General features: G+C 73.0%; 16 protein-coding genes. 10 read left to right on the forward strand and 6 right to left on the reverse strand.

What is annotated here, in order from left to right; all coding sequences use genetic code 11:
- Positions 1–32: 32 nt before the first annotated feature.
- Complete coding sequence (locus tag KUM03_RS34495; RefSeq protein ID WP_217254513.1) at positions 33–797, forward strand: PepSY domain-containing protein; 765 nt, start codon at positions 33–35, stop codon at positions 795–797.
- On the opposite strand, the gene KUM03_RS34500 is transcribed toward KUM03_RS34495, so the two are convergent.
- The 3 genes from KUM03_RS34500 to KUM03_RS34510 all read right to left on the reverse strand — a co-directional run bounded on the left by KUM03_RS34500 (position 721) and on the right by KUM03_RS34510 (position 4,424).
- Entirely contained in the window at positions 721–2,025 is a 1,305-nt protein-coding gene (locus KUM03_RS34500) for an MFS transporter (protein ID WP_217254514.1), read from the reverse strand. The two genes, KUM03_RS34495 and KUM03_RS34500, sit on opposite strands and share 77 nt — an antisense overlap.
- A 163-nt stretch (positions 2,026–2,188) precedes the next feature.
- Positions 2,189–3,145: a methylmalonyl Co-A mutase-associated GTPase MeaB gene (gene meaB, locus KUM03_RS34505; protein ID WP_217254515.1), complete on the reverse strand. Its 957-nt coding sequence runs from the start codon at positions 3,143–3,145 to the stop codon at positions 2,189–2,191.
- Positions 3,146–3,200: 55 nt separating this feature from the next.
- Entirely contained in the window at positions 3,201–4,424 is a 1,224-nt protein-coding gene (locus KUM03_RS34510) for an acetyl-CoA C-acetyltransferase (protein ID WP_217254516.1), read from the reverse strand.
- Positions 4,425–4,573: 149 nt separating this feature from the next.
- Between KUM03_RS34510 and mce the strand changes: the two genes are divergently transcribed.
- From mce to KUM03_RS34545, 7 genes are all read left to right on the forward strand, one after another.
- Entirely contained in the window at positions 4,574–5,014 is a 441-nt protein-coding gene (gene mce, locus KUM03_RS34515) for a methylmalonyl-CoA epimerase (protein WP_121749240.1), read from the forward strand.
- Between the two features lie 234 nt (positions 5,015–5,248).
- The gene (scy, locus tag KUM03_RS34520) at positions 5,249–9,232 is read left to right on the forward strand and encodes a polarized growth protein Scy (RefSeq protein ID WP_217254517.1); all 3,984 of its coding nucleotides are present in this window, start codon (positions 5,249–5,251) and stop codon (positions 9,230–9,232) included.
- Between the two features lie 207 nt (positions 9,233–9,439).
- Positions 9,440–10,375, forward strand: coding sequence for a cellulose-binding protein (locus KUM03_RS34525; RefSeq protein WP_100048262.1), 936 nt, complete (start codon positions 9,440–9,442; stop codon positions 10,373–10,375).
- 113 nt (positions 10,376–10,488) lie between these two features.
- Positions 10,489–11,466 (forward strand): ABC transporter ATP-binding protein, encoded by a 978-nt coding sequence (locus KUM03_RS34530; protein WP_217254518.1) that lies wholly within the window; start codon positions 10,489–10,491, stop codon positions 11,464–11,466.
- On the forward strand, positions 11,463–12,239 hold the full coding sequence (locus KUM03_RS34535; RefSeq protein WP_217254519.1) for an ABC transporter permease: 777 nt from the start codon (positions 11,463–11,465) through the stop codon (positions 12,237–12,239). The genes KUM03_RS34530 and KUM03_RS34535 overlap by 4 nt, the downstream gene beginning before the upstream one ends.
- A gap of 134 nt (positions 12,240–12,373) precedes the next feature.
- The gene (locus KUM03_RS34540) at positions 12,374–13,654 is read left to right on the forward strand and encodes an ABC transporter ATP-binding protein (RefSeq protein WP_217254520.1); all 1,281 of its coding nucleotides are present in this window, start codon (positions 12,374–12,376) and stop codon (positions 13,652–13,654) included.
- Positions 13,651–14,520 carry an ABC transporter permease subunit gene (locus tag KUM03_RS34545; protein WP_217254521.1) on the forward strand — a complete coding sequence of 290 codons (870 nt, stop codon included), beginning with the start codon at positions 13,651–13,653 and terminating at the stop codon, positions 14,518–14,520. The genes KUM03_RS34540 and KUM03_RS34545 overlap by 4 nt, the downstream gene beginning before the upstream one ends.
- A 7-nt stretch (positions 14,521–14,527) precedes the next feature.
- On the opposite strand, the gene KUM03_RS34550 is transcribed toward KUM03_RS34545, so the two are convergent.
- Positions 14,528–14,860, reverse strand: coding sequence for an ATP/GTP-binding protein (locus KUM03_RS34550; protein WP_217254522.1), 333 nt, complete (start codon positions 14,858–14,860; stop codon positions 14,528–14,530).
- Between the two features lie 254 nt (positions 14,861–15,114).
- On the opposite strand from KUM03_RS34550, the gene KUM03_RS34555 reads away from it, so the two are divergent.
- Positions 15,115–16,143: an LLM class flavin-dependent oxidoreductase gene (locus KUM03_RS34555; protein ID WP_217254523.1), complete on the forward strand. Its 1,029-nt coding sequence runs from the start codon at positions 15,115–15,117 to the stop codon at positions 16,141–16,143.
- Positions 16,144–16,219: 76 nt separating this feature from the next.
- Here the strand turns inward: KUM03_RS34555 and KUM03_RS34560 are convergent, their stop codons facing one another.
- Positions 16,220–16,612 (reverse strand): SCO5389 family protein, encoded by a 393-nt coding sequence (locus tag KUM03_RS34560; RefSeq protein ID WP_055421911.1) that lies wholly within the window; start codon positions 16,610–16,612, stop codon positions 16,220–16,222.
- A 280-nt stretch (positions 16,613–16,892) separates the two neighbouring features.
- Between KUM03_RS34560 and nucS the strand changes: the two genes are divergently transcribed.
- Positions 16,893–17,564 (forward strand): endonuclease NucS, encoded by a 672-nt coding sequence (gene nucS / locus KUM03_RS34565; RefSeq protein WP_217254524.1) that lies wholly within the window; start codon positions 16,893–16,895, stop codon positions 17,562–17,564.
- Between the two features lie 74 nt (positions 17,565–17,638).
- On the opposite strand, the gene KUM03_RS34570 is transcribed toward nucS, so the two are convergent.
- Complete coding sequence (locus tag KUM03_RS34570) at positions 17,639–20,311, reverse strand: ATP-binding protein (RefSeq protein WP_217254525.1); 2,673 nt, start codon at positions 20,309–20,311, stop codon at positions 17,639–17,641.
- Between the last annotated feature and the right edge of the window lie 161 nt (positions 20,312–20,472).

Here is a 20,472-nt window from a genome sequence, read left to right on the forward strand (position 1 = left end):
GAACGACCTTGTACGACTCGGGAGGATTCCGCATGAAGCGCAACATCGTGATCGCCGTCGTCACCGCCGCCGCACTGATCGGGGGCGGTACGGCGACGGCGCTGGCGACCTCGGGCGACGACGACCCGGGTACGACGCGCCAGTCGGACGTCCGGGACCGGGGCGACGACGCGCAGGACGACGACGCGCAGGATGCCGCCGACGACACGGACGACCGGGACGACGACCGGGACGACGACCGCGACGACGACCGCGATGACGCCGCCCGCGCGTCCTCCGCGAAGGTGACGGCGGCCGAGGCCGTTGCCGCCGCCCTGAAGGAGGCCCCGGGCACCGCCGTCTCCGCCGAGCTGGACGACGACGACGGCGACGACGACGGCGACGACGACGGCGACGACCGCGAGCGCGCGGTCTGGGAGGTCGACGTCCTCGGCGGCGACGGCACCTGGCACAGCGTCCGGATCGACCCGGGCTCCGGCAAGGTGCTCGGCTCCGAGACGGACGACGAGGACGACACCGACGAGGTGCGGGCCGCGCTGAAGGGCGCCTCCGTGGACGCCGCCGAGGCCGCGAAGGCCGCCGCCGGCCGCGGGACCGTGACCTCCGTGGAGCTGGACGAGGACGGCTACTACGGGGACGGCGAGGCCGCCTGGGAGGCCGAGACCGCGTCCTCCGGCAAGGGCGAGCAGGACTGGCGCGTCGACCTGAAGACCGGCAAGGTCACGGCCGACCGTTCGCACCACTCGGACTCCGACGACTCCGACGACTCCGACGACTCCGGCTCGGACGACGACTGACGGGCCCCGGCCGTCCGGCGGCCCCTCGGCGGCGGCGCCCCGGCACCAGCGCCGCCGCCGCGGCGACCGCGCCGGACAACGCGAAGCACACCGGCAGCGGCAGCCGCTCCACCAGCAGGCCCACGGCGGCGGCGCCGGCGGACATGCCCGCGTTGACGGCGGTGTTGCACCAGGTGCCCGCGCGGACCCGGAAACCGGGGGCCGCGCTCTCGTCGGCGACCAGATAGGCCGTGGTCAGCGCCGGGGCCACGAACAGGCCCGCGCACGTGACGGCCGGGATCAGCGTGCCGAGGCCGGGCGCGAGACCCGCGGCGGCGAGGCAGAGGCCGAGACCCGCCGCGAAGAGGGGGAGCCGGGCGCGGGTGGGCGAGTTCCAGGCGACGGCGCCGTTGAGCAGACCGCCGACCGCGCTGCCCACCGACAGCGCCGCGAGCACCCAGGCGACGGCGCCGTCCCCGAGGCCGCGCTCCCCCGCGTAGGCGACGACGAGGAGGTCGACGGCGCTCACCGAGACACCGACGCACGCGGCGACGACGACGGGTTGCAGCAGGGCCCGGCCCTGCCCGGTGCCGTCCCGTCCGGGTACGGGGCCGTCGTCCTTCTCCGGCCCCGCCGGCCGCAGGAGGGCCGCCGCCGGTGAGGAGACGAAGGCGAGGGTGCCCGTCACCACCAGGAACGCGCTGAGCACGACGCCGACGGCCGGCGGGGCGACGGCCACGACAGCGCCGACCAGGAGCGGGCCGGAGACGAAGAGCAGTTCCTCGGCGACGCCGTCCAGGCTGTAGGCGCGCTGCAACAGCTGCCGGTCGGGGAGCATTTCGGCCCACACCGCGCGCATCGTGGAACCGAGCGGCGGCGTGCAGGCCCCGGCGAGCGCGGCGGCCACGGCGAGCACGGCCGCGGGCACCCCGGGGCGCCGGCAGAGTTCCGCCAGCGCACAGAGCAGGCCGCCGTACAGCAGGGCCATGGGGATCAGGGCCCGGCGCAGGCCGTGCCGGTCGACGAGTGCCGCGCGGTACGGGGAGACGAAGACGCCGGTGGCGCCGAAGACGGCCATGACCGTGCCGGCCACGGCGTACGACCCGGTGGACCGGGTCAGGGAGAGCATCAGGGCGAGGGAGACCGTGCCGTACGACAGCCGGCCGACGAGGGCGGCCGCGAAGGTGCGGCGGGCATGGGGGACACGGAGCACGGCGGCATACGAGGGCCGCGGAGGGGGCGTGGACACGCGAGAGGTTCCTCAGAGGGAGGCGACAGGGGACGCCGAAGCGCGCGACGGCCGGATGCGGCGGTCGCGTGCGGGGCGGGTCCTAGGCCAAGAGGAGGAACACGCGCGTCAACGTAGCAGGGTGGCCGCGCGACTGCGCGGCCTTTTCCGGCGACGGCCGGCGTCAGCCGTTCGTCAGCCCCGCCACCAGTTCGTCCGCCGCGCGGTACGGGTCCAGTTCGCCCGCGACGATGCGTTCCGCGAGGGCGCCGAGGCGGCGGTCGCCGTGGAGGTCGCCGATGCGTTCGCGCAGGGTGGTGACGGCGATGGTCTCGACCTCGCGGGCGGCACGGGCGCGGCGGCGTTCGGCCAGGACGTCCCGCTCCTCCATCCACGCGCGGTGCTTCTCCAGCGCCTCGACGACCTCGTCGACGCCTTCCGCGCGCGCGGCGACCGTCTTGACGATGGGCGGGCGCCAGTCGCCGGCGGCGCGCGCCTCGCCGAGGCCCAGCATGTGGTTCAGCTCGCGGGCGGTGGCGTCGGCGCCGTCGCGGTCGGCCTTGTTGACGACGTAGACGTCGCCGATCTCGAGGATGCCGGCCTTGGCGGCCTGGATGCCGTCGCCCATGCCCGGGGCGAGGAGGACGACGGAGGTGTCGGCCTGGGAGGCGATCTCCACCTCCGACTGGCCGACGCCGACCGTCTCGACCAGGATCACGTCGCAGCCCGCCGCGTCGAGGACGCGGATCGCCTGCGGTGCCGCCCAGGCGAGGCCGCCGAGGTGGCCGCGGGTGGCCATCGAGCGGATGTAGACGCCGGGGTCGGAGGCGTGCTCCGACATCCGGACGCGGTCGCCGAGCAGGGCGCCGCCGGAGAAGGGGGAGGACGGGTCGACGGCGAGGACGCCGACCCGCCTGCCCTGCTTGCGGTAGGCCGTCACCAGAGCCGAGGTGGAGGTCGACTTGCCGACGCCCGGCGAGCCGGTGAGGCCGACGACGTACGCGTTGCCCGTGAGCGGCGCCAGCGCCTCCATGACCTCCCTGAGCTGCGGAGACGCCCCCTCCACCAGCGAGATCAGCCGGGCCACGGCCCGCGGCCGGCCTTCCCTGGCCTGGGCCACCAGTGAGGAGACGTCCTGCATCACAGCTCCGTTCAGTGAGAAGTCGTCACCCGGGTCCTTACCCGGTGACCCGAAGTCAGGCCTTGGGCACCCGCACGATCAGCGCGTCGCCCTGGCCGCCGCCGCCGCACAGCGCCGCCGCGCCGACCCCGCCGCCGCGCCGCTTCAGCTCCAGCGCCAGGTGCAGCACGAGGCGGGCGCCGGACATGCCGATGGGGTGGCCCAGGGCGATCGCGCCGCCGTTGACGTTCACCTTTTCGGTGGAGACGCCGAGGTCCTTCATTGACTGCATGGCGACGGCCGCGAAGGCCTCGTTGATCTCGATCAGGTCGAGGTCCGCGACGTCCAGCCCCTCCTTCTTCAGGGCGTGCTGGATGGCGTTCGACGGCTGCGACTGCAAAGAGTTGTCCGGGCCGGCCACGTTGCCGTGGGCGCCGATCTCCGCGATCCACTGAAGGCCCAGCTCCTGCGCCTTGGCCTTGCTCATCACGACCACGGCCGCCGCGCCGTCGGAGATCTGCGAGGACGAGCCCGCGGTGATCGTGCCGTCCTTGGAGAACGCCGGGCGCAGCTTGCCCAGCGACTCGGCGGTGGTGTCGCCGCGGATGCCCTCGTCCTTGCTGAACAGCACCGGGTCGCCCTTGCGCTGCGGGATCTCGACCGGGGTGATCTCGGCCTCGTAGATCCCGTTCTTCTGGGCGGCGGCGGCGCGCTGGTGGGAGAGAGCGGCGATCTCGTCCTGGGCGGGGCGCTCGATGCCGAGGCGGGTGTTGTGCTTCTCCGTGGACTCGCCCATGGCGATGTTCTCGAAGGAGTCGGTCAGCCCGTCGTGCGCCATGGCGTCGAGCATCTGGACCGCGCCGTACTTGTAGCCCTCGCGGGACTTCGGCAGCAGGTGCGGGGCGTTGGTCATGGACTCCTGGCCGCCGGCGACGACCACGTCGAATTCGCCGGCGCGAATGAGCTGGTCGGCGAGCGCGATCGCGTCCAGGCCCGACAGGCAGACCTTGTTGATCGTGAGCGCCGGGACGTTCATGGGGATGCCGGCCTTGACGGCTGCCTGGCGGGCCGGGATCTGCCCGGCGCCGGCCTGGAGCACCTGCCCCATGATCACGTACTGGACCTGGTCGCCGCCGATCCCGGCGCGGTCGAGGGCGGCCTTGATGGCGAAGCCGCCGAGGTCGGCGCCGGAGAAGGACTTCAGCGAGCCGAGCAGCCGCCCCATCGGGGTGCGGGCACCCGCGACGATGACGGAGGTCGTGCCGTTCTTTCCAGAGCTTTCGGAGTTTCCAGAAGACATAAGCTGCGATCCCCTTTTCCGGCCCGCACAGGCCGAGGAGTGAACGAGGGTTTACTCGAATGTACTGAGCGGTATGCCGCCCGTCACCCGGCGGTCGGTGTGATCGCGCGCACGTTGCGTAACCACCTCCGGAGCGCTGCACTGAATCCATGCTGACGCGAATCGACCACATCGGAATCGCCTGCCGCGACCTCGACACGACCGTCGAGTTCTACCGTGCCACCTACGGCTTCGAGGTGTTCCACACCGAGGTCAACGAGGAGCAGGGCGTCCGCGAGGCCATGCTCAAGATCAACGATACGTCGGACGGCGGTGCCTCCTACCTCCAGCTCCTGGAGCCGACCCGCGAGGACTCGGCGGTCGGCAAGTGGCTCGCCAAGAACGGCGAGGGCGTCCACCACATCGCCTTCGGTACGGCGGACGTGGACGCCGACGCCGCCGACATCCGGGACAAGGGCGTACGCGTCCTGTACGACGAGCCCCGGCGCGGTTCGATGGGGTCGCGGATCACCTTCCTGCACCCCAAGGACTGCCATGGCGTACTGACAGAACTCGTCACTTCGGCGGCCGTTGAGTCACCTGAGCACTGACCCTCGTACATATGGGCCGGTAGGGTTGGGTGCGGTCGCCGCCCAGTCCGGGGTGACCCGGTCCTGCCGTCTGTGCTGGCGGGACTGCCGGGGTCCGTGTTTCGGGGGGCGAACGCCGGGGCAGAAGCACGTGCTCCGCCGTTGATCTGACACCATTCCCCGGGGGCCCCGTCCGGTGGACGGACGGAGCTCGTTCGGAAGTTTTTGCGACCAGGGGACGGATGGGACCGCGCAGTGCGGGGCTACGAGAGCCAGGAGCGAGAGCCGGCGGCTGACGTCGACCACCTCTCTCGGTTCGAGGCCGAGATGAAGCGGCTGAAGACCGAGCGGGAAAAGGCGATCCAGCACGCCGAGGACCTCGGCTACCAGGTCGAGGTGCTGCGCGCCAAGCTGCACGAGGCGCGGCGCACCATCATGTCCCGGCCCGCCTTCGACGGCGGCGACATCGGGTACCAGGCCGAGCAGTTGCTGCGCAACGCGCAGACGCAGGCCGACCAGCTGCGCTCGGACGCCGAGCGCGAGCTGAGCCAGGCCCGGGCGCAGACGCAGCGCATCCTCCAGGAGCACGCCGAGCAGGCCGCCCGGCTCCAGGCCGAGCTGCACCAGGAGGCGGTGACCCGGCGCCAGCAGCTCGACCAGGAGCTGGCCGAGCGCCGGCAGACCGTCGAGTCGCACGTCAACGAGAACGTGGCGTGGGCGGAGCAGCTGCGCGCCCGCACCGAGCAGCAGGCCCGCCGGCTGCTCGACGAGTCCCGCGCGGAGGCCGAGCAGTCCCTGACCGCGGCCCGCGCGGAGGCCGAGCGGCTGACCTCCGAGGCCCGGGAGCGGCTGCGCGGCGACGCCGAGAGCGCCCGCGCGGAGGCCGAGCAGATCCTGCGCCGGGCCCGCGCGGACGCCGAGCGGCTGCTGAACGCCGCCTCCACGCAGGCCCAGGAGGCCACCGACCACGCCGAGCAGCTGCGCAGCTCCACGGCGACCGAGTCCGAGGACGCGCGGCGCCGGGCGCAGGAGCTGAGCCGGACCGCCGAGGAGCGGATGACCGAGGCCGAGGAGGCGCTGCGCAAGGCGCAGACCGAGGCCGAGAAGGTGGTCGCCGAGGCGAAGGAGGCCGCCGCCAAGGCCCTCGCGAGCGCCGAGCAGACCAACGAGCAGCGCACCCGCACCGCCAAGGAGCAGGTCGCCCGGCTGGTCGGCGAGGCCACCAAGGACGCCGAGTCGACGAAGTCCGAGGCCGAGCAGCTGGTCGCGGACGCCCGCGCCGAGGCCGAGAAGATCGTCGCCGAGGCCGCCGAGAAGGCCCGCACGATCACCGCCGAGGAGTCGGCGACCCAGCTGTCCAAGGCGGCCAAGACCGCCGAGGACGTGCTGAACAAGGCGTCGGAGGACGCCAAGCGCACCACGAAGGCCGCCGCCGAGGAGGCCGAGCGGATCCGCTCCGAGGCCGAGGCCGAGGCGGACCGGCTGCGCGGCGAGGCGCACGACATCGCCGAGCAGCTCAAGGGCGCGGCGAAGGACGACACCAAGGAGTACCGCGCCAAGACGGTCGAGCTGCAGGAGGAGGCGCGCCGACTGCGCGGCGAGGCCGAGCAGCTGCGCGCCGACGCGGTCGAAGAGGGCGAGAAGATCCGCGCCGAGGCCCGCAAGGAGGCCGTGGCGCAGATCGAGGAGGCGGCGAAGACCGCCGAGGAGCTGCTCGCCAAGGCCAAGGCGGACGCCGACGAGCTGCGGCAGACCGCGACGGCGGACGGCGAGAAGGTCCGCGCCGAGGCCATCGAGCGGGCGACGACCCTGCGCCGGCAGGCCGAGGAGACCCTGGAGCGCACCCGCGCGGAGGCCGAGCGGCACCGCGCGGAGGCCGAGGAACGGGCCGAGGAGCTCCAGGCGGAGGCCGAGCGGGCCGCCCGCGAGCTGCGCGAGGAGACCGAGCGAGCCGTCGAGGCCCGCCGCGAGGAGGCCGCCGAGGAGCTGACGCGGCTCCAGACGGAGGCCGAGGAGCGGCGCACGGCCGCCGAGCAGGCGCTGACCGAGGCCCGCGAGGAGGGCGAGCGGATCCGCCGCGAGGCCGCGGAGGAGAGCGAGCGGCTGCGGAACGAGGCCGCGGAGCGCATCCGTACGCTCCAGCAGCAGGCCGAGACGGAGGCCGAGCGGCTGCGCACCGAGGCCGCCGCCGACGCCTCCGCCTCCCGCGCGGAGGGCGAGGCCGTCGCCGTACGGCTGCGGTCGGAGGCCTCCAGCGAGGCGGAGCGGCTGAAGTCGGAGGCGCAGGAGAGCGCGGACCGGGTGCGGGCGGAGGCGCAGAGCGCCGCCGAGCGGATCGCCGCCGAGGCGTCCGAGACGCTGGCCGCCGCCCAGGATGAGGCGGCGCGGCGCCGCCGCGAGGCGGAGGAGCTGCTGGGCGATGCCCGGCAGGAGGCCGACCAGGAGCGCGAGCGGGCCCGCGAGCAGAGCGAGGAGCTGCTGGCCTCGGCGCGCAAGCGCGTGGACGAGGCGCAGGCCGAGGCGACCCGGCTGGTCGAGGAGGCCGACCGGCGTGCCACCGAGATGGTGTCGGCGGCCGAGCAGCACGCGACGCAGGTACGGGAGTCGGTCGCCGGGCTGCACGAGCAGGCCCAGGAGGAGATCACCGGGCTGCGCAGCGCCGCCGAGCACGCGGCGGAGCGCGCCCGGCGCGAGGCCGAGGAGGAGGCGGACCGGGTCCGCGCCGACGCCTACGCGGAGCGGGAGCGGGCGAGCGAGGACGCCGGGCGCCTGAGGCACGAGGCGCAGGAGGAGACGGAGGCCGCCAAGGCGCTGGCCGAGCGGACCGTGTCCGAGGCCATCACGGAGGCCGAGCGCATCCGCTCGGACGTCGCCGAGCACGCCCAGCGGGTGCGCACCGAGGCCTCCGACGCCATCGCCGAGGCCGAGCAGTCCGCGTCCCGCACCCGGGCGGACGCCCGCGAGGATGCCAACCGCATCCGGTCCGACGCGGCGACGCAGGCGGACACCCTGATCACCGAGGCGCGTTCCGAGGCGGAGCGGCTGACCACGGAGACGGTGACCGATACCGACCGGCTCCGGACGGAGACCGTCGCGGAGGCGGAGCGCGTCCGCACCGAGGCGGCGAACGAGGCCGAGCGCGTTCAGTCGGCGGCGGCCGAGGAGGCCGAGCGGCTGCGGACCGAGTCGGTCGCCGAGGCCGACCGGGTCCGGACCGAGGCCGGTGCCCGGGCCGAGCAGCTGCTGTCGGACGCCACCGGCGAGGCCGAGCGGCTGCGCGCCGAGGCCGCGGAGACGGTCGGCTCCGCGCGGCAGCACGCCGAGCGCGTCCGCACCGAGGCGGAGCGGGTGCAGGCGGAGGCCGCGGCGGAGGCCGAGCGGATGACCGCGGCCGCCCGCGAGGAGGCCGAGCGCACCCTCGACGAGGCCCGCAAGGACGCCAACAAGCGGCGTTCGGAGGCGGCCGAGCAGGTCGACACGCTCATCACCGAGACCACCGCCGAGGCCGACAAGCTGCTCACCGAGGCCCAGCAGCAGGCCCAGAAGGCCACCGCGGACGCCGAGTCGCAGGCCGACACGATGGTCGGCGCGGCCCGCGCGGAGGCCGACCGGATCGTCCAGGAGGCGACGGTCGAGGGCAACACCCGGGTGGAGAAGGCCCGTACGGACGCGGACGAGCTGCTGGTCGGCGCCCGCCGGGACGCGACCGCCATAAGGGAGCGCGCGGAGGAGCTGCGCGAGCGCCTCACCTCCGAGATCGAGGAGCTGCACGAGCGCGCCCGCCGCGAGGCCGCGGAGACGATGAAGTCGGCCGGCGACCGCTGCGACGCGCTCGTCAAGGCCGCCGAGGAGCAGCTCGCCAAGGCGGAGGCGAAGGCCAAGGAGCTGGTGTCGGAGGCCAACTCCGAGGCCGGCAAGGTGCGCATCGCCGCCGTCAAGAAGGCCGAGGGGCTGCTCAAGGAGGCCGAGCAGAAGAAGGCGACGCTGGTCCGGGAGGCCGAGGAACTGAAGGCCGAGGCCGTCCGCGAGGCGCGGGAGACGGTCGAGGAGGGCAAGCGCGAGCTGGAGATCCTGGTGCGGCGGCGCGAGGACATCAACGCCGAGATCTCCCGGGTGCAGGACGTGCTGGAGGCGCTGGAGTCCTTCGAGGCGCCCACGGGCGGCGGCAAGGAGAACGGGGTCAAGGCCGGGGCCACGGTGGGTGCCCCACGTTCGGGTGGCAAGTCGTCAGACGGCTAGCGTCGGGGGCGTTTTCGGTGTCTGCTGGACATCTTTGGCATACGACCGGACAAACCCTTGACCAAGACTTTGGCAAGCCGTCCGCGTGTCAGCCACCCGAAAGAGGTGTCATTCTCCGTATCAAACGTGCATCCGCTCGATGACACACCGCATCGGCGCCTAGGATTCCCTCTATCACCTCACCCGGTCTCTTTCGACAGGAACCCCATGAGCGACACTTCCCCCTACGGCTTCGAGCTTGTGCGGCGTGGGTACGACCGCGCTCAGGTGGACGAACGGATCTCCAAGCTCGTCTCCGACCGTGACAGCGCTCTCGCCCGCATCACCGCTCTGGAAAAGCGCATCGAGGAGCTCCACCTCGAGACCCAGAACGCCCAGGCACAGGTGAACGACGCCGAGCCGTCGTACGCCGGTCTCGGTGCCCGGGTCGAGAAGATCCTGCGTCTCGCCGAGGAAGAGGCGAAGGACCTGCGCGAGGAGGCCCGGCGCGCGGCCGAGCAGCACCGCGAGCTCGCCGAGTCGGCGGCCCAGCAGGTGCGCAACGACGCGGAGTCGTACGCCGCGGAGCGCAAGGCCAAGGCCGAGGACGAGGGCGTCCGCATCGTCGAGCAGGCCAAGGGCGACGCCGCGCAGCTGCGTTCCGAGGCGCAGAAGGACGCGCAGTCCAAGCGTGAGGAGGCCGACGCGCTCTTCGAGGAGACCCGCGCGAAGGCCGCGCAGGCCGCCGCCGACTTCGAGACGAACCTCGCCAAGCGCCGCGAGCAGTCCGAGCGGGACCTGGCCTCCCGTCAGGCCAAGGCCGAGAAGCGGCTCGCGGAGATCGAGCACCGCGCGGAGCAGCTGCGCCTGGAGGCGGAGAAGCTGCGCACGGACGCCGAGCGCCGCGCCCGCCAGACCGTCGAGACGGCGCAGCGCCAGGCCGAGGACATCGTGGCCGACGCCAACGCCAAGGCCGACCGGATCCGTTCGGAATCGGAGCGCGAGCTCGCCGCCCTCACCAACCGCCGCGACTCCATCAACGCGCAGCTGACCAACGTGCGCGAGATGCTGGCGACCCTCACGGGCGCCGCGGTGGCCGCCGCCGGCACGCCGGCCGACGAGGAGCCGGTCTCCCGCGGGGTGCCGGCCCAGCAGTCCCGCTGACGCGGGGCGTACACCGGCCGAACGAGCGCGGAACACGAACAAGCGCGGAACAAGGGCGGAGCCTTCTGTCACCGGGGTGGCAGAGGGCTTCGTCCCGTTCTAGCGTGGTCGCCATGATCGAGCTCGAGGGGCTGACCAAGCGGTACGGCGAGAAGGTGGCGGTCAACAATCTCTCCTTCACCGTCAGACCGGGCATCATCACGGGCTTCCTCGGCCCCAACGGTGCGGGCAAGTCGACCACCATGCGGATGGTGCTGGGCCTGGACCGGCCGACGGCCGGGGACGTCCGGATCGACGGCAAGCACTACGACCAGCTCAAGGACCCGCTGACGTACATCGGCGCGCTCCTGGAGGCGAAGGCCTGGCACGGCGGGCGCAGCGCCTACAACCACCTGCTGTGTCTCGCCCAGAGCAACGGCATCCCGAGCAGGCGGGTCCGCGAGGTGCTGGACACGGTCGGGCTCACGGCGGTCGCCAAGAAGAAGACCAAGGGGTTCTCCCTCGGCATGGGTCAGCGGCTGGGCATCGCCGCGGCGCTGCTGGGCGACCCGCGGATCCTGATGTTCGACGAGCCGGTCAACGGGCTCGACCCCGAGGGCATCCACTGGATTCGCAACCTGATGAAGACATTGGCCTCCCAGGGCCGTACGGTCTTCGTCTCCTCCCACCTGATGAGCGAGATGGCACTGACGGCGGACCACCTGGTCGTCATCGGGCAGGGCAGGCTGCTGGCGGACACCTCGATGGCCGACTTCATCGCGGAGAACTCGCGCAGCTACGTCCGCGTCCGCACCCCGCAGCGCGAGCGGCTGCTCGACGTGCTGCACGGCGAGGGCGTCACGGTCGTCGAGACCGGCGACGTGCTGGAGGTGGACGGCGACAAGGCGGAGGCCGTCGGCGAGCTGGCGGCGCGGCACCAGATCGTGCTGCACGAGCTGAGCCCGCAGCGGGCCTCGCTGGAGGAGGCGTTCATGCAGCTGACGGCGGAGTCGGTGGAGTACCACGCGCACGACGGACAGCCGGCCGGTCCGGTGCCGCCGGAGCAGCAGCGGCAACAGCAGCAGTGGGGCAGCGAGTGGAGGAAGGGATGAGCATGGCGGCGACACAAATCGTCCGGTCCGAGTGGACCAAGATCCGTTCGGTCGCGTCCACGGTGTGGACGCTGGGCCTCGCCGTGGTCGTCACCATCGCCCTCGGCATGCTGATCTCGGCGCTGTCGAAGAGCGAGTTCGACAACATGGGCCGGGAGGACCAGCTCACCTTCGACCCGACCTTCATCAGCTTCGCCGGGACGAGCCTCGGCCAGCTGGCGATGATCGTGTTCGGCGTGCTGGTGGTGGCGAACGAGTACAGCACCGGCATGATCCGCACCTCGCTGGCCGCCGTGCCGAAGCGCGGCACCTTCCTGTTCAGCAAGATCGCGGTGGCCACCGCCCTCGCGCTGGTCGTCAGCATGATCACCAGCTTCGCCACGTTCTTCCTGGGGCAGGCGATGCTCGGTGACCTGAAGGCGTCGATCGGTGACCCGGGCGTACTGCGCGCGGTCATCGGCGGCGGGCTCTACATGACGCTGATCGCGATGTTCTCGATGGGCGTCGCCGCGATGCTGCGCTCGCCGATGCTGTCCCTGGGCATCCTGATGCCGTTCTTCTTCCTGATCTCCAACATCCTGGGCAACGTCCCCGCGACGGAGAAGGTCGGCCGGTTCCTGCCCGACCAGGCCGGCAGCAAGATCATGCAGGTGGTCGCGCCGCTCGACGACGACGTGCCCTACGGACCGTGGGGCGGCCTCGGCATCATGGCATTGTGGGTGATCGCGGCCCTCGTCGGCGGGTACGTGGTGCTGAAGAAACGGGACGCATAGTCGCCGTCCGGCACGGTTTCGCGAAGGACCGGATTTTACCCGGGCTTGAACGGAACCGTCAGCGCCTCGATATCCTCCTAACCCTTACGGGGGCGTGCGCCCTGCTGTCCTGAACCTTCCGATGGGTGCGGAGCATGATCGAGGCTGTCGGCCTGACCAAGCGCTACGGCGACAAGACCGCAGTGCACAATCTGTCCTTCCAGGTGCGGCCAGGTGCCGTCACCGGCTTCCTCGGGCCGAACGGCTCGGGGAAGTCGACGACGATGCGCATGATCCTCGGCCTGGACAACCCCACCGCGGGACACGTCACCATCGGCGGTCACCCGTACCGCAGGCTGCCGAACGCCCCCCGCCAGGTGGGCGCGCTGCTCGACGCCAAGGCGGTGCACGGCGGCCGGTCCGCCCGCAACCACCTGCTGAGCCTGGCCCAGCTCTCGGGCATCCCGGCCCGGCGGGTGGACGAGGTGCTCGGCGTGGTGGGCCTCCAGGACGTGGCCAAGCGGCGCTCCAAGGGCTTCTCGCTCGGCATGGGCCAGCGGCTCGGCATCGCCGCGGCCCTGCTCGGCGACCCCCAGGTGCTGCTCTTCGACGAGCCGGTCAACGGTCTCGACCCCGAGGGCATCCACTGGGTGCGCAACCTGATGAAGGCGCTCGCGGCGGAGGGCCGTACGGTCTTCGTCTCCTCGCACCTGATGAGCGAGATGGCGCTGACCGCCGACCACCTGATCGTCATCGGGCGCGGCCAGCTGATGGCCGACATGAGCGTGACGGACTTCATCTCGGCCAACTCCGCCGACTTCGCGCGCGTGCGCACGCCCGACAGCGAGCCGCAGCTGCGCGAGAAGCTGACGTCGGCGCTGACCGAGGCGGGCGGGCACGTGCTGCCCGAGCAGGACGGGGCGCTGCGGGTGACCGGGCTGGCGCTCCCCCGGATCAGCGACATCGCGCACGACACCGACGTACGGCTGTGGGAGCTGTCGCCGCACCAGGCCTCGCTGGAGGAGGCGTACATGCGGATGACGCAGGGCGCCGTCGACTACCGCTCGACCGCCGACCAGAAGGCGGCGCTCCAGCAGCCGCTGCCGCCCGGCGCGCAGCCCCCGATGCCGGTGCCCGGGCAGGGTCAGCCCGGCTGGTACGCCCCGCCGCCGCCCCAGCAGGGCGGTCAGCCCTTCGCGGCGCCACAGGGCGCGCCGGGCCAGGCACCGGCGGGACCGTACGGTGCCCCGGCCGCGCCGGGCGCGGTGCCGGGCGGCGGTCAGCCCGCCAATCCGTACGCGCAGCAGGCCCCGCAGGCACAGCAGCCCGCCCAGGGCCCGCAGGCGCCCGCTCCGGCCACCGCGCCGCCCGCTGCCGCCCCCGCGCCCGCCTCCGCGCCCGTCACCGACCCGACCAAGCCCGAGGACGCCCGATGAGCACGCCCCAGCCCCCGATGCCGCAGGCCGCACCCGACTGGCAGGCGGCGCCCGGTTCGCCCTACCCCACGTACACGTCGCCGATCCCGGTGGTGCGCACACACCTCGGGCACGCGGTCGCCTCCGAGTGGACGAAGATCAAGTCGGTGCGCTCGACGATGTGGACGCTGGGCGTCTTCGTCCTGCTGGTCGTCGGCCTGGGCCTGCTCACCGGCCTGGTGGTGGCCGCCTCGGACACCGACGTGGACGGCGAGAGCCCGCTCGCCCTCGGCTTCTTCGGCCTGCTGCTCGGCAGCATCTGCCTGATCACCCTCGGCGTACTGACCACGGCCTCGGAGTACGGCACCGGCATGGTGCGCACCACGATGACGGCGTGCCCGAGCCGCGGCCGGGTCCTCGCGGCCAAGGCGATCGTGTTCTTCCTGGTGGCGTTCGTGGTGACGCTGGTCTCCGCCACGCTCGTCGGCCTGCTGCACGTGACCATGCTGGAGGGCAACGGGGCCGGTGACCCCACCGGCGGCGAGTGGCTGAAAGGCACCGTCGGCGTCTCGCTCTACGTGGCGCTGTTCGGCATGCTGTCCCTGGCCATCGGCTCGATCATCCGCCACTCGGCGGGCGCCATCACCATCATGATCGGGGCTCTGCTCGCCCCGCTGGTGATCGCGCTGTTCATGTTCTCGGAGTCCCTCAAGGACGTGCAGCAGGCGCTGTTCGAGTACTCGATCCCGAACCAGATGAGCATCTTCTACGCCAACTCGCTCAGCGATTCCGGCCCGTCCGGCTGGGACCCGCTGTGGATCATGCTCGGCGTGACGGCGGTCGCGTTCGCCGGCGCCTTCGCCCTGCTGCAGAAGCGGGACGTGTAGCCGGGGTTCAGAACCTCGGCGCGTTACGGGACCGCTGCACCCGCGTGGTGCGGCGGTCCTTCGCGTTCCAACAGGACTTGTGCCAGTGCCGGCGCTCGTCCACGCCCGAGTGCGCCGGCCAGGCCACCACGTGCGGGACGCCGTCCGGGATCAGCTGGTCGCACCCCGGGCAGCGGTACGACTTCCCCTGCGCGCTCGCGCCCGCCACGTGCCGTACGCTCCAGTCCTCGCCCTGCCAGCTCTCCGACGACTGCCAGCCGCCGTAACGGCCGGAGCCGTCGTCCTCGGCGCTGCGGCCGGACGAACCGGCTCCCTTGGGTCGGTTGCGACGCGGGGACACAGGACACCTCACGGAGCTATACAGGGAGTACGGGCCGCATCCAGCCTACGCGGGACGGGCCGGGGTACACGTACGGCACCAACCCCCCACAACTCGCCCCGCACGGACCCCCACCGGGGCTTTCCGCCCCTCCCCGGCGGCCGATTCTGCAGACAATCCGCAAATCCCTCCGCCCGGCCGTGTCCTCGGCACGTGTCAGACGGTTATGCCCTGTGGGGGAGCTCCGTGTCGGAGCCGAGGAAGCAGGAAGAGCAATGCGCGTTGGAAGTTTCGTGTTGGGCGCCCAGTTCCCGGGCCAGGGTCACGGGGAGGCGCTGCACCGCGCGGTCCGCTCGGCCGAGGTCGCCGAGGAGGCCGGGCTCGACGCCGTCTGGCTGGCCGAACACCACTTCGTCCCGTACGGCACGTGTCCGTCGGCCGTGACCCTGGCCGCGCTGCTGCTGGGCCGCACCCGTCGCATCCGGGTCGGCACCGCGGTCAGCGTACTGCCCACCGTCCACCCCGTGGCGCTCGGCGAGCAGGCCGCGCTGCTGCACGTCACGAGCGGCGGCCGGTTCTCACTGGGCGTGGGCCGGGGCGGACCGTGGGTGGACCTGGAGGTGTTCGGCGCGGGGCTGGAGGCGTACGAGAAGCGGTTCCCGGAGTCACTCGATCTGCTGATGCGCTGGCTGCGCGAGCCGGCCGTCGGCGCCTCGGGCGACCGCTTCCGGTTCCGCGAGGTGCCCGTCGTCCCGCGGCCCTCGGAGTCCCTGTCGGAGGAGCCGGGCCCGGAGGTCGTCGTCGCCTGCACCTCCCCGGCGAGCGTGCGCCTGGCGGCGGAGCGGGGACTGCCGATGCTGCTCGGGATGCACGTCGGGGACGAGGAGAAGGCCGAGATGGTCGCCCTGTGGCGGCGGCACGCCCGCGCCGCCGGGCGGCCGTCGGCGGAGATCCACGGCGCGGCCCACGTGTCGGCCGGCGTCTGCCAGATCGCCGACCGGCGCACGGACGCGGCCGAGACCCTACTCAAGGCCATGCCGGGCTGGCTGCGCCAGGGACTGGGCGCCCACGTCACGGTCGACGGCCGCGCCCGGCGCATGCGCGACCCGTACGCCTACACCGAACTGCTCTGCGGGCTGCACCCGGTGGGCACGCCCCGCCTGTGCGCCGACCGGCTCGCCGCGACCGGTGAACGGACCGGGATCAACCGCTTCGCCCTGCTCGTCGAGGGATCCGGAGACCTCGCGGCGACCGAGGAGAACGTACGGCGGCTCGGGGCCGAGGTGCTCCCCCAGCTCGGCTGAGGGAGCCGGCGGCGAGCCTGCCGCTCCGGTACGAACTGCACCTCCCGCGTACGGAGCGGCAAGCGGACGGTCGTCGTCAGCAGTCGCGGAATTCGGGCGACTGGTTCAACACCTGGCTGCGCACCGAGGTGAAGCGGGTCAGCTTCTCGTCGACAGAGGAGTCCAACGGGAACACCGCCACCCGGTGGCAGTTCTGGAAGGCCAGCCGCACACCGAAGTGCCGCTGCAGTGCACCGCGTATGGCGTCACTCGCCAGCGCACGCAGCAGCTGGCCGCGCGCCTGCTCGTCCGGCGGGGGCGTCTGGTTGTCGGCGAACGCACCGCCGTCGACCTTCAGCTGTGCCACCAGGGAGCTGACCATCTCCCATGCGTAAGGCAGGGAAGTCCGGACGCAGTCGACGAAGGCTGCTTCGTCGACCTCGCCTCGCTCGGCCTGTTCGAGTAGGGCCGGTGAGACGTCGAGCGACATGGGTTCTCCTCTCGCACCCCCGACTGGCAGGGGTTGCCGGACAGTTAGGGGAGTACGCGATTTCGAACACGCTGCGTACACACATCGCGACCTCCCGTTCAATACCGTAAGCAACCGATCGTGACCGCACCAGGAGAATGCCTAGATGGGCACCAACCGGTAGGCGCACAATCGGCCAGTGCGCAAGACGGGGCCAATGGGAGAAGTGGGACGGGCCGCGCGGGCACCCCGGCACGGGCGAATCGCGTCGGACCGGGCGCGTCGAGTAGCGTTGCCGACCATGCGTCTCGTCATTGCCCGCTGCTCGGTCGACTACGCCGGGCGGCTCACCGCCCATCTCCCCTCGGCTCCCCGCCTGATCCTGGTCAAGGCGGACGGCAGCGTCTCGATCCACGCCGACGACCGGGCCTACAAGCCCCTCAACTGGATGTCGCCGCCCTGCACCCTCAAGGAGGGCACGGGCGACGAGGAGGGCGTCTGGACCGTCGTCAACAAGGCGGGCGAGAAGCTCATCATCACGATGGAGGAGATCCTCCACGACTCCTCGCACGAGCTGGGCGTCGACCCGGGCCTGATCAAGGACGGCGTGGAAGCGCACCTCCAGGAGCTGCTCGCCGACCGCATCGAGACGCTGGGCGAGGGCTACACCCTCATCCGCCGCGAGTACATGACCGCCATCGGTCCCGTCGACATCCTGTGCCGGGACGCCGAGGGCGGGACCGTGGCGGTGGAGATCAAGCGGCGCGGCGAGATCGACGGTGTGGAGCAACTCACGCGCTACCTGGAGCTGTTGAACCGCGATCCGCATCTCGCCCCGGTGCGCGGCGTGTTCGCCGCCCAGGAGATCAAGCCGCAGGCCCGAGTGCTCGCCACGGACCGCGGGATCGGCTGCCAGGTGCTGGACTACGACGCCATGCGGGGCATCGAGGACGACAAGCTGCGGCTGTTCTGAGCGGCGTCACCCACCGTCCTACGACGTGCGGAAGGGCCGGGTCCGTGGAGCGGACCCGGCCCTTCCGCGTGCCCTCAGATGATCAGGCCCTCCACCGAGCCCGTGCCGCTCGGCGTCCCCGTGCCGGTGCTCGCGGTGCTGCTCTGCGTGGCGGTGGAGGGGCTGCCGGCGGGTGAGCTGGCGGTGGTGGTGGTCTCGGTCGGGCCGCTGGCGCTGGTGGAGGTGGACGGATCGGTCGACGACGAACCCGACTCGCTCGGGGACGGACCCGGGTCCGTGGGCTCTTCGGTGCCGGGATCGGTCTCGGAGTCGCTGGGGGCCGGCGTACTCGGGTCCGGCGGCGGCTCGCTGGACGTCGACGGCTTGGACGACGACGAGGACGAGGACGAGCCGCCCGGCTCCTCCGAGTCGCCCGGGTCCGACGAGCTCGGGTCGTCGGGCTCGTCCGAGGGACTGGAGCCGTCCGACGGCCGGGCCGACTCGCTCGGCGTCGGGTCGTCCGACGTGCCGACGGTGCCGTCCGGGCCCGGGTCGGTGGGCCGGCCGCCGTCCCCCGGGCCCGCATCGTCGTCCGAGGGCCGGTCCGCGCCCAGGCTGCCGTCGTCGACGCCCTGGCTGGCCGACGGGTTGACGCCGACCTCGTTGGAGGGAGTGCCGGCGTCGTTCTCCGAGGTGGCGCCGAGGGTCACCACGGTGCCGAGCACGGCGACCAGCAGCGCACCGGCTCCGGCGGCCACGAGGTTGCGCCGCGCGAAGCCCTTGATGCCGCCGCCGACCGTCCGGGACCGCTCCGTGGCGGGCTCCCGGCTGGTGACCAGGGTCGGGGACTGCGGGGACGGCTGGAGTGGCGGGAAGGGCGCGGGGACGCCCGCGGACGGCGACACCGACTCCTCGTTGCGGGCGTCGGGCACCTCCTCCCCCGCGGTCGGGCCGAGGCCGAGGCCCACGCCGACGACGCCGAGTCCGGCAGCGGCTTGGGAGCCGCCGTACGCCCCCGCGCCGACACCCGGTCCGGGGGTGTCCCCGGAGCGGTCGGTGACCAGGGCCAGGGCACGGCGGCCGGCGACGGCGCCGCGCTTGTCGGACAGGGCGCCGCGCAGCCCGATGGAGGCCTCCAGCTCGGCGCGGGCCCGGTCGAGCTGCCCCTCGCACAGCGCGAGGACGCCGAGTTCGTGGTGGAAGTAGGCCTGCTCGGCGACGTCACCGGCGAGCCGGGAGGCCTCGGTGCCGGAGCGCAGCGAACGCTGCCAGGCGCTCCAGTGCAGCCCGGCGGCGAACGCGGGCGCCGCGGTGCGGGCCAGCTGGACGGCGGGGCTCTCCTCGCCGTCCGAGGGCCGGGTCGTCGCCGGCACCAGCACGGCGAGGGCGGCCAGTACGGCGTCGGCCTCGTCGCACACCCGCTCGGGGGTCACCGAGGGGTGTCCGGCCCACCAGGCGTAGTGCTGGGCGGCGGCCAGTGCGCGCTCCGGTGCGCCGTCGGCGTACCCGGCGCTGTCCAGCTGGGTGAGCACCCCGGCGGCGAGCCGGTAGCGGGAGCCGACCGGCGAGACCAGTCCGCAGTCGGCCAGCTCGCCGAGGGCGGCGTCCGCGTGGGTGTCGCCGACCAGTGCGGGCAGATGCGCCTGGTGCGGCACCTCGCCGCCGAGCGCGACGGCGAACTCCAGGGTGGTGCGGGCCGAGGCGCTGAGCCGGGAGGCGAGCAGCGGCGCGGGCGCGGCGGCCTCGCCGAGGGACGGCAGGGGTACGTCGTCGCTCTCGGCGGCGTCGCGGGGGGTGTCGTCGGCGGGGTCGGCGTCGGCGGGGCGGGCGTCGGCGAAGACGCCGAACTCGTCGACGGCGTCGGCACCGGCCCGCTGCCGGTCGCGCCGGCGCAGCAGGGCACCGGCCTGGACGAAGCGCAGCGGCAGGCCCTCGGACTCGAACCAGAGATCGCCGGCCCAGTTGGCCTCCTCGTCGGTGAGGGTGCGGCCGGCGGCGCGCTCCAGCAGCTCCACGCCGTCCGAGCGGTCCAGGCCGGTGAGGAAGACCTCCTCGACGGCCGAGTCGGCGGAGGGGGCGGCCACGTCCGGGGTGGCGCCGATGAGCCAGGCGCACTCGGGGGTGGCGTCCAGCAGCTCGTCGAGGGCGGCGCCGCCGAACTCGACGTCGTCCAGGACGACGACCGCGCCGACCTCCCGGAGCCGGGCGAGCAGCTCCTCGCGGTCCGGGCGGTGCAGGGGCGCGCGGTGGACGGCGTAGAAGAGGTCGTGGAGGAGGTCGCCGGCGGTGCGGTGGAAACCGCTCAGGCGGACGACCCCGTCGGGTGCGAGCCCCGCGCAGTCCTCGGCGACGACGTCGAGGAGGCTGCTGCGTCCGGAGCCCGCCGGGCCGGTGAGGCGGACGGAGCGGCCGCGGGCGAGCAGCCGCACCAGGCGTTCGCGTTCGTCGTCGCGGGCCAGCAGTCCGAGCACGGTGCGGCTCGGGCCCGGCGGGACGGGCGGCCGGGCGGCCCGTTCCACCTCGGCGCGTTCGGCCGCGGTGAGCTTCTCGGGCCGGGCGGGCCGCTCGGCGGGCGGACAGAGTTCGATCTCGCTGCCGTCGACCGGGTTGACGGTGAGCAGGAAGTCGCCGGAGACGAGCTGCACCGTGCGGGCGAGCGCCGGGGCGTGCTGTCCGAAGTCGGGTGTGAGAGGGTCCCTGGACGGGCGCGGGCGCGACGTGTCGCCGTCATGGCCGTGCTCCTCGGGTCCCCGGTTGTTCGGGTCCATAGGTTCAAGCCCCCCAAAAGCGTCGTGTGCCGGTCCCCCGGTCGGGACCACCCTCCCGGCCTTGCCGCACACCGCGCTGTCGCTTCTGGTCCGGGCCCGCCGGTGGGTTGCGAAAGGGGCGGGCAGCCAGACCCTAAACCTTCGCTCAGTATCTCCGACAG

This window comes from Streptomyces sp. AC602_WCS936 (assembly GCF_019049125.1).
Taxonomy (GTDB): Bacteria; Actinomycetota; Actinomycetes; order Streptomycetales; family Streptomycetaceae; genus Streptomyces.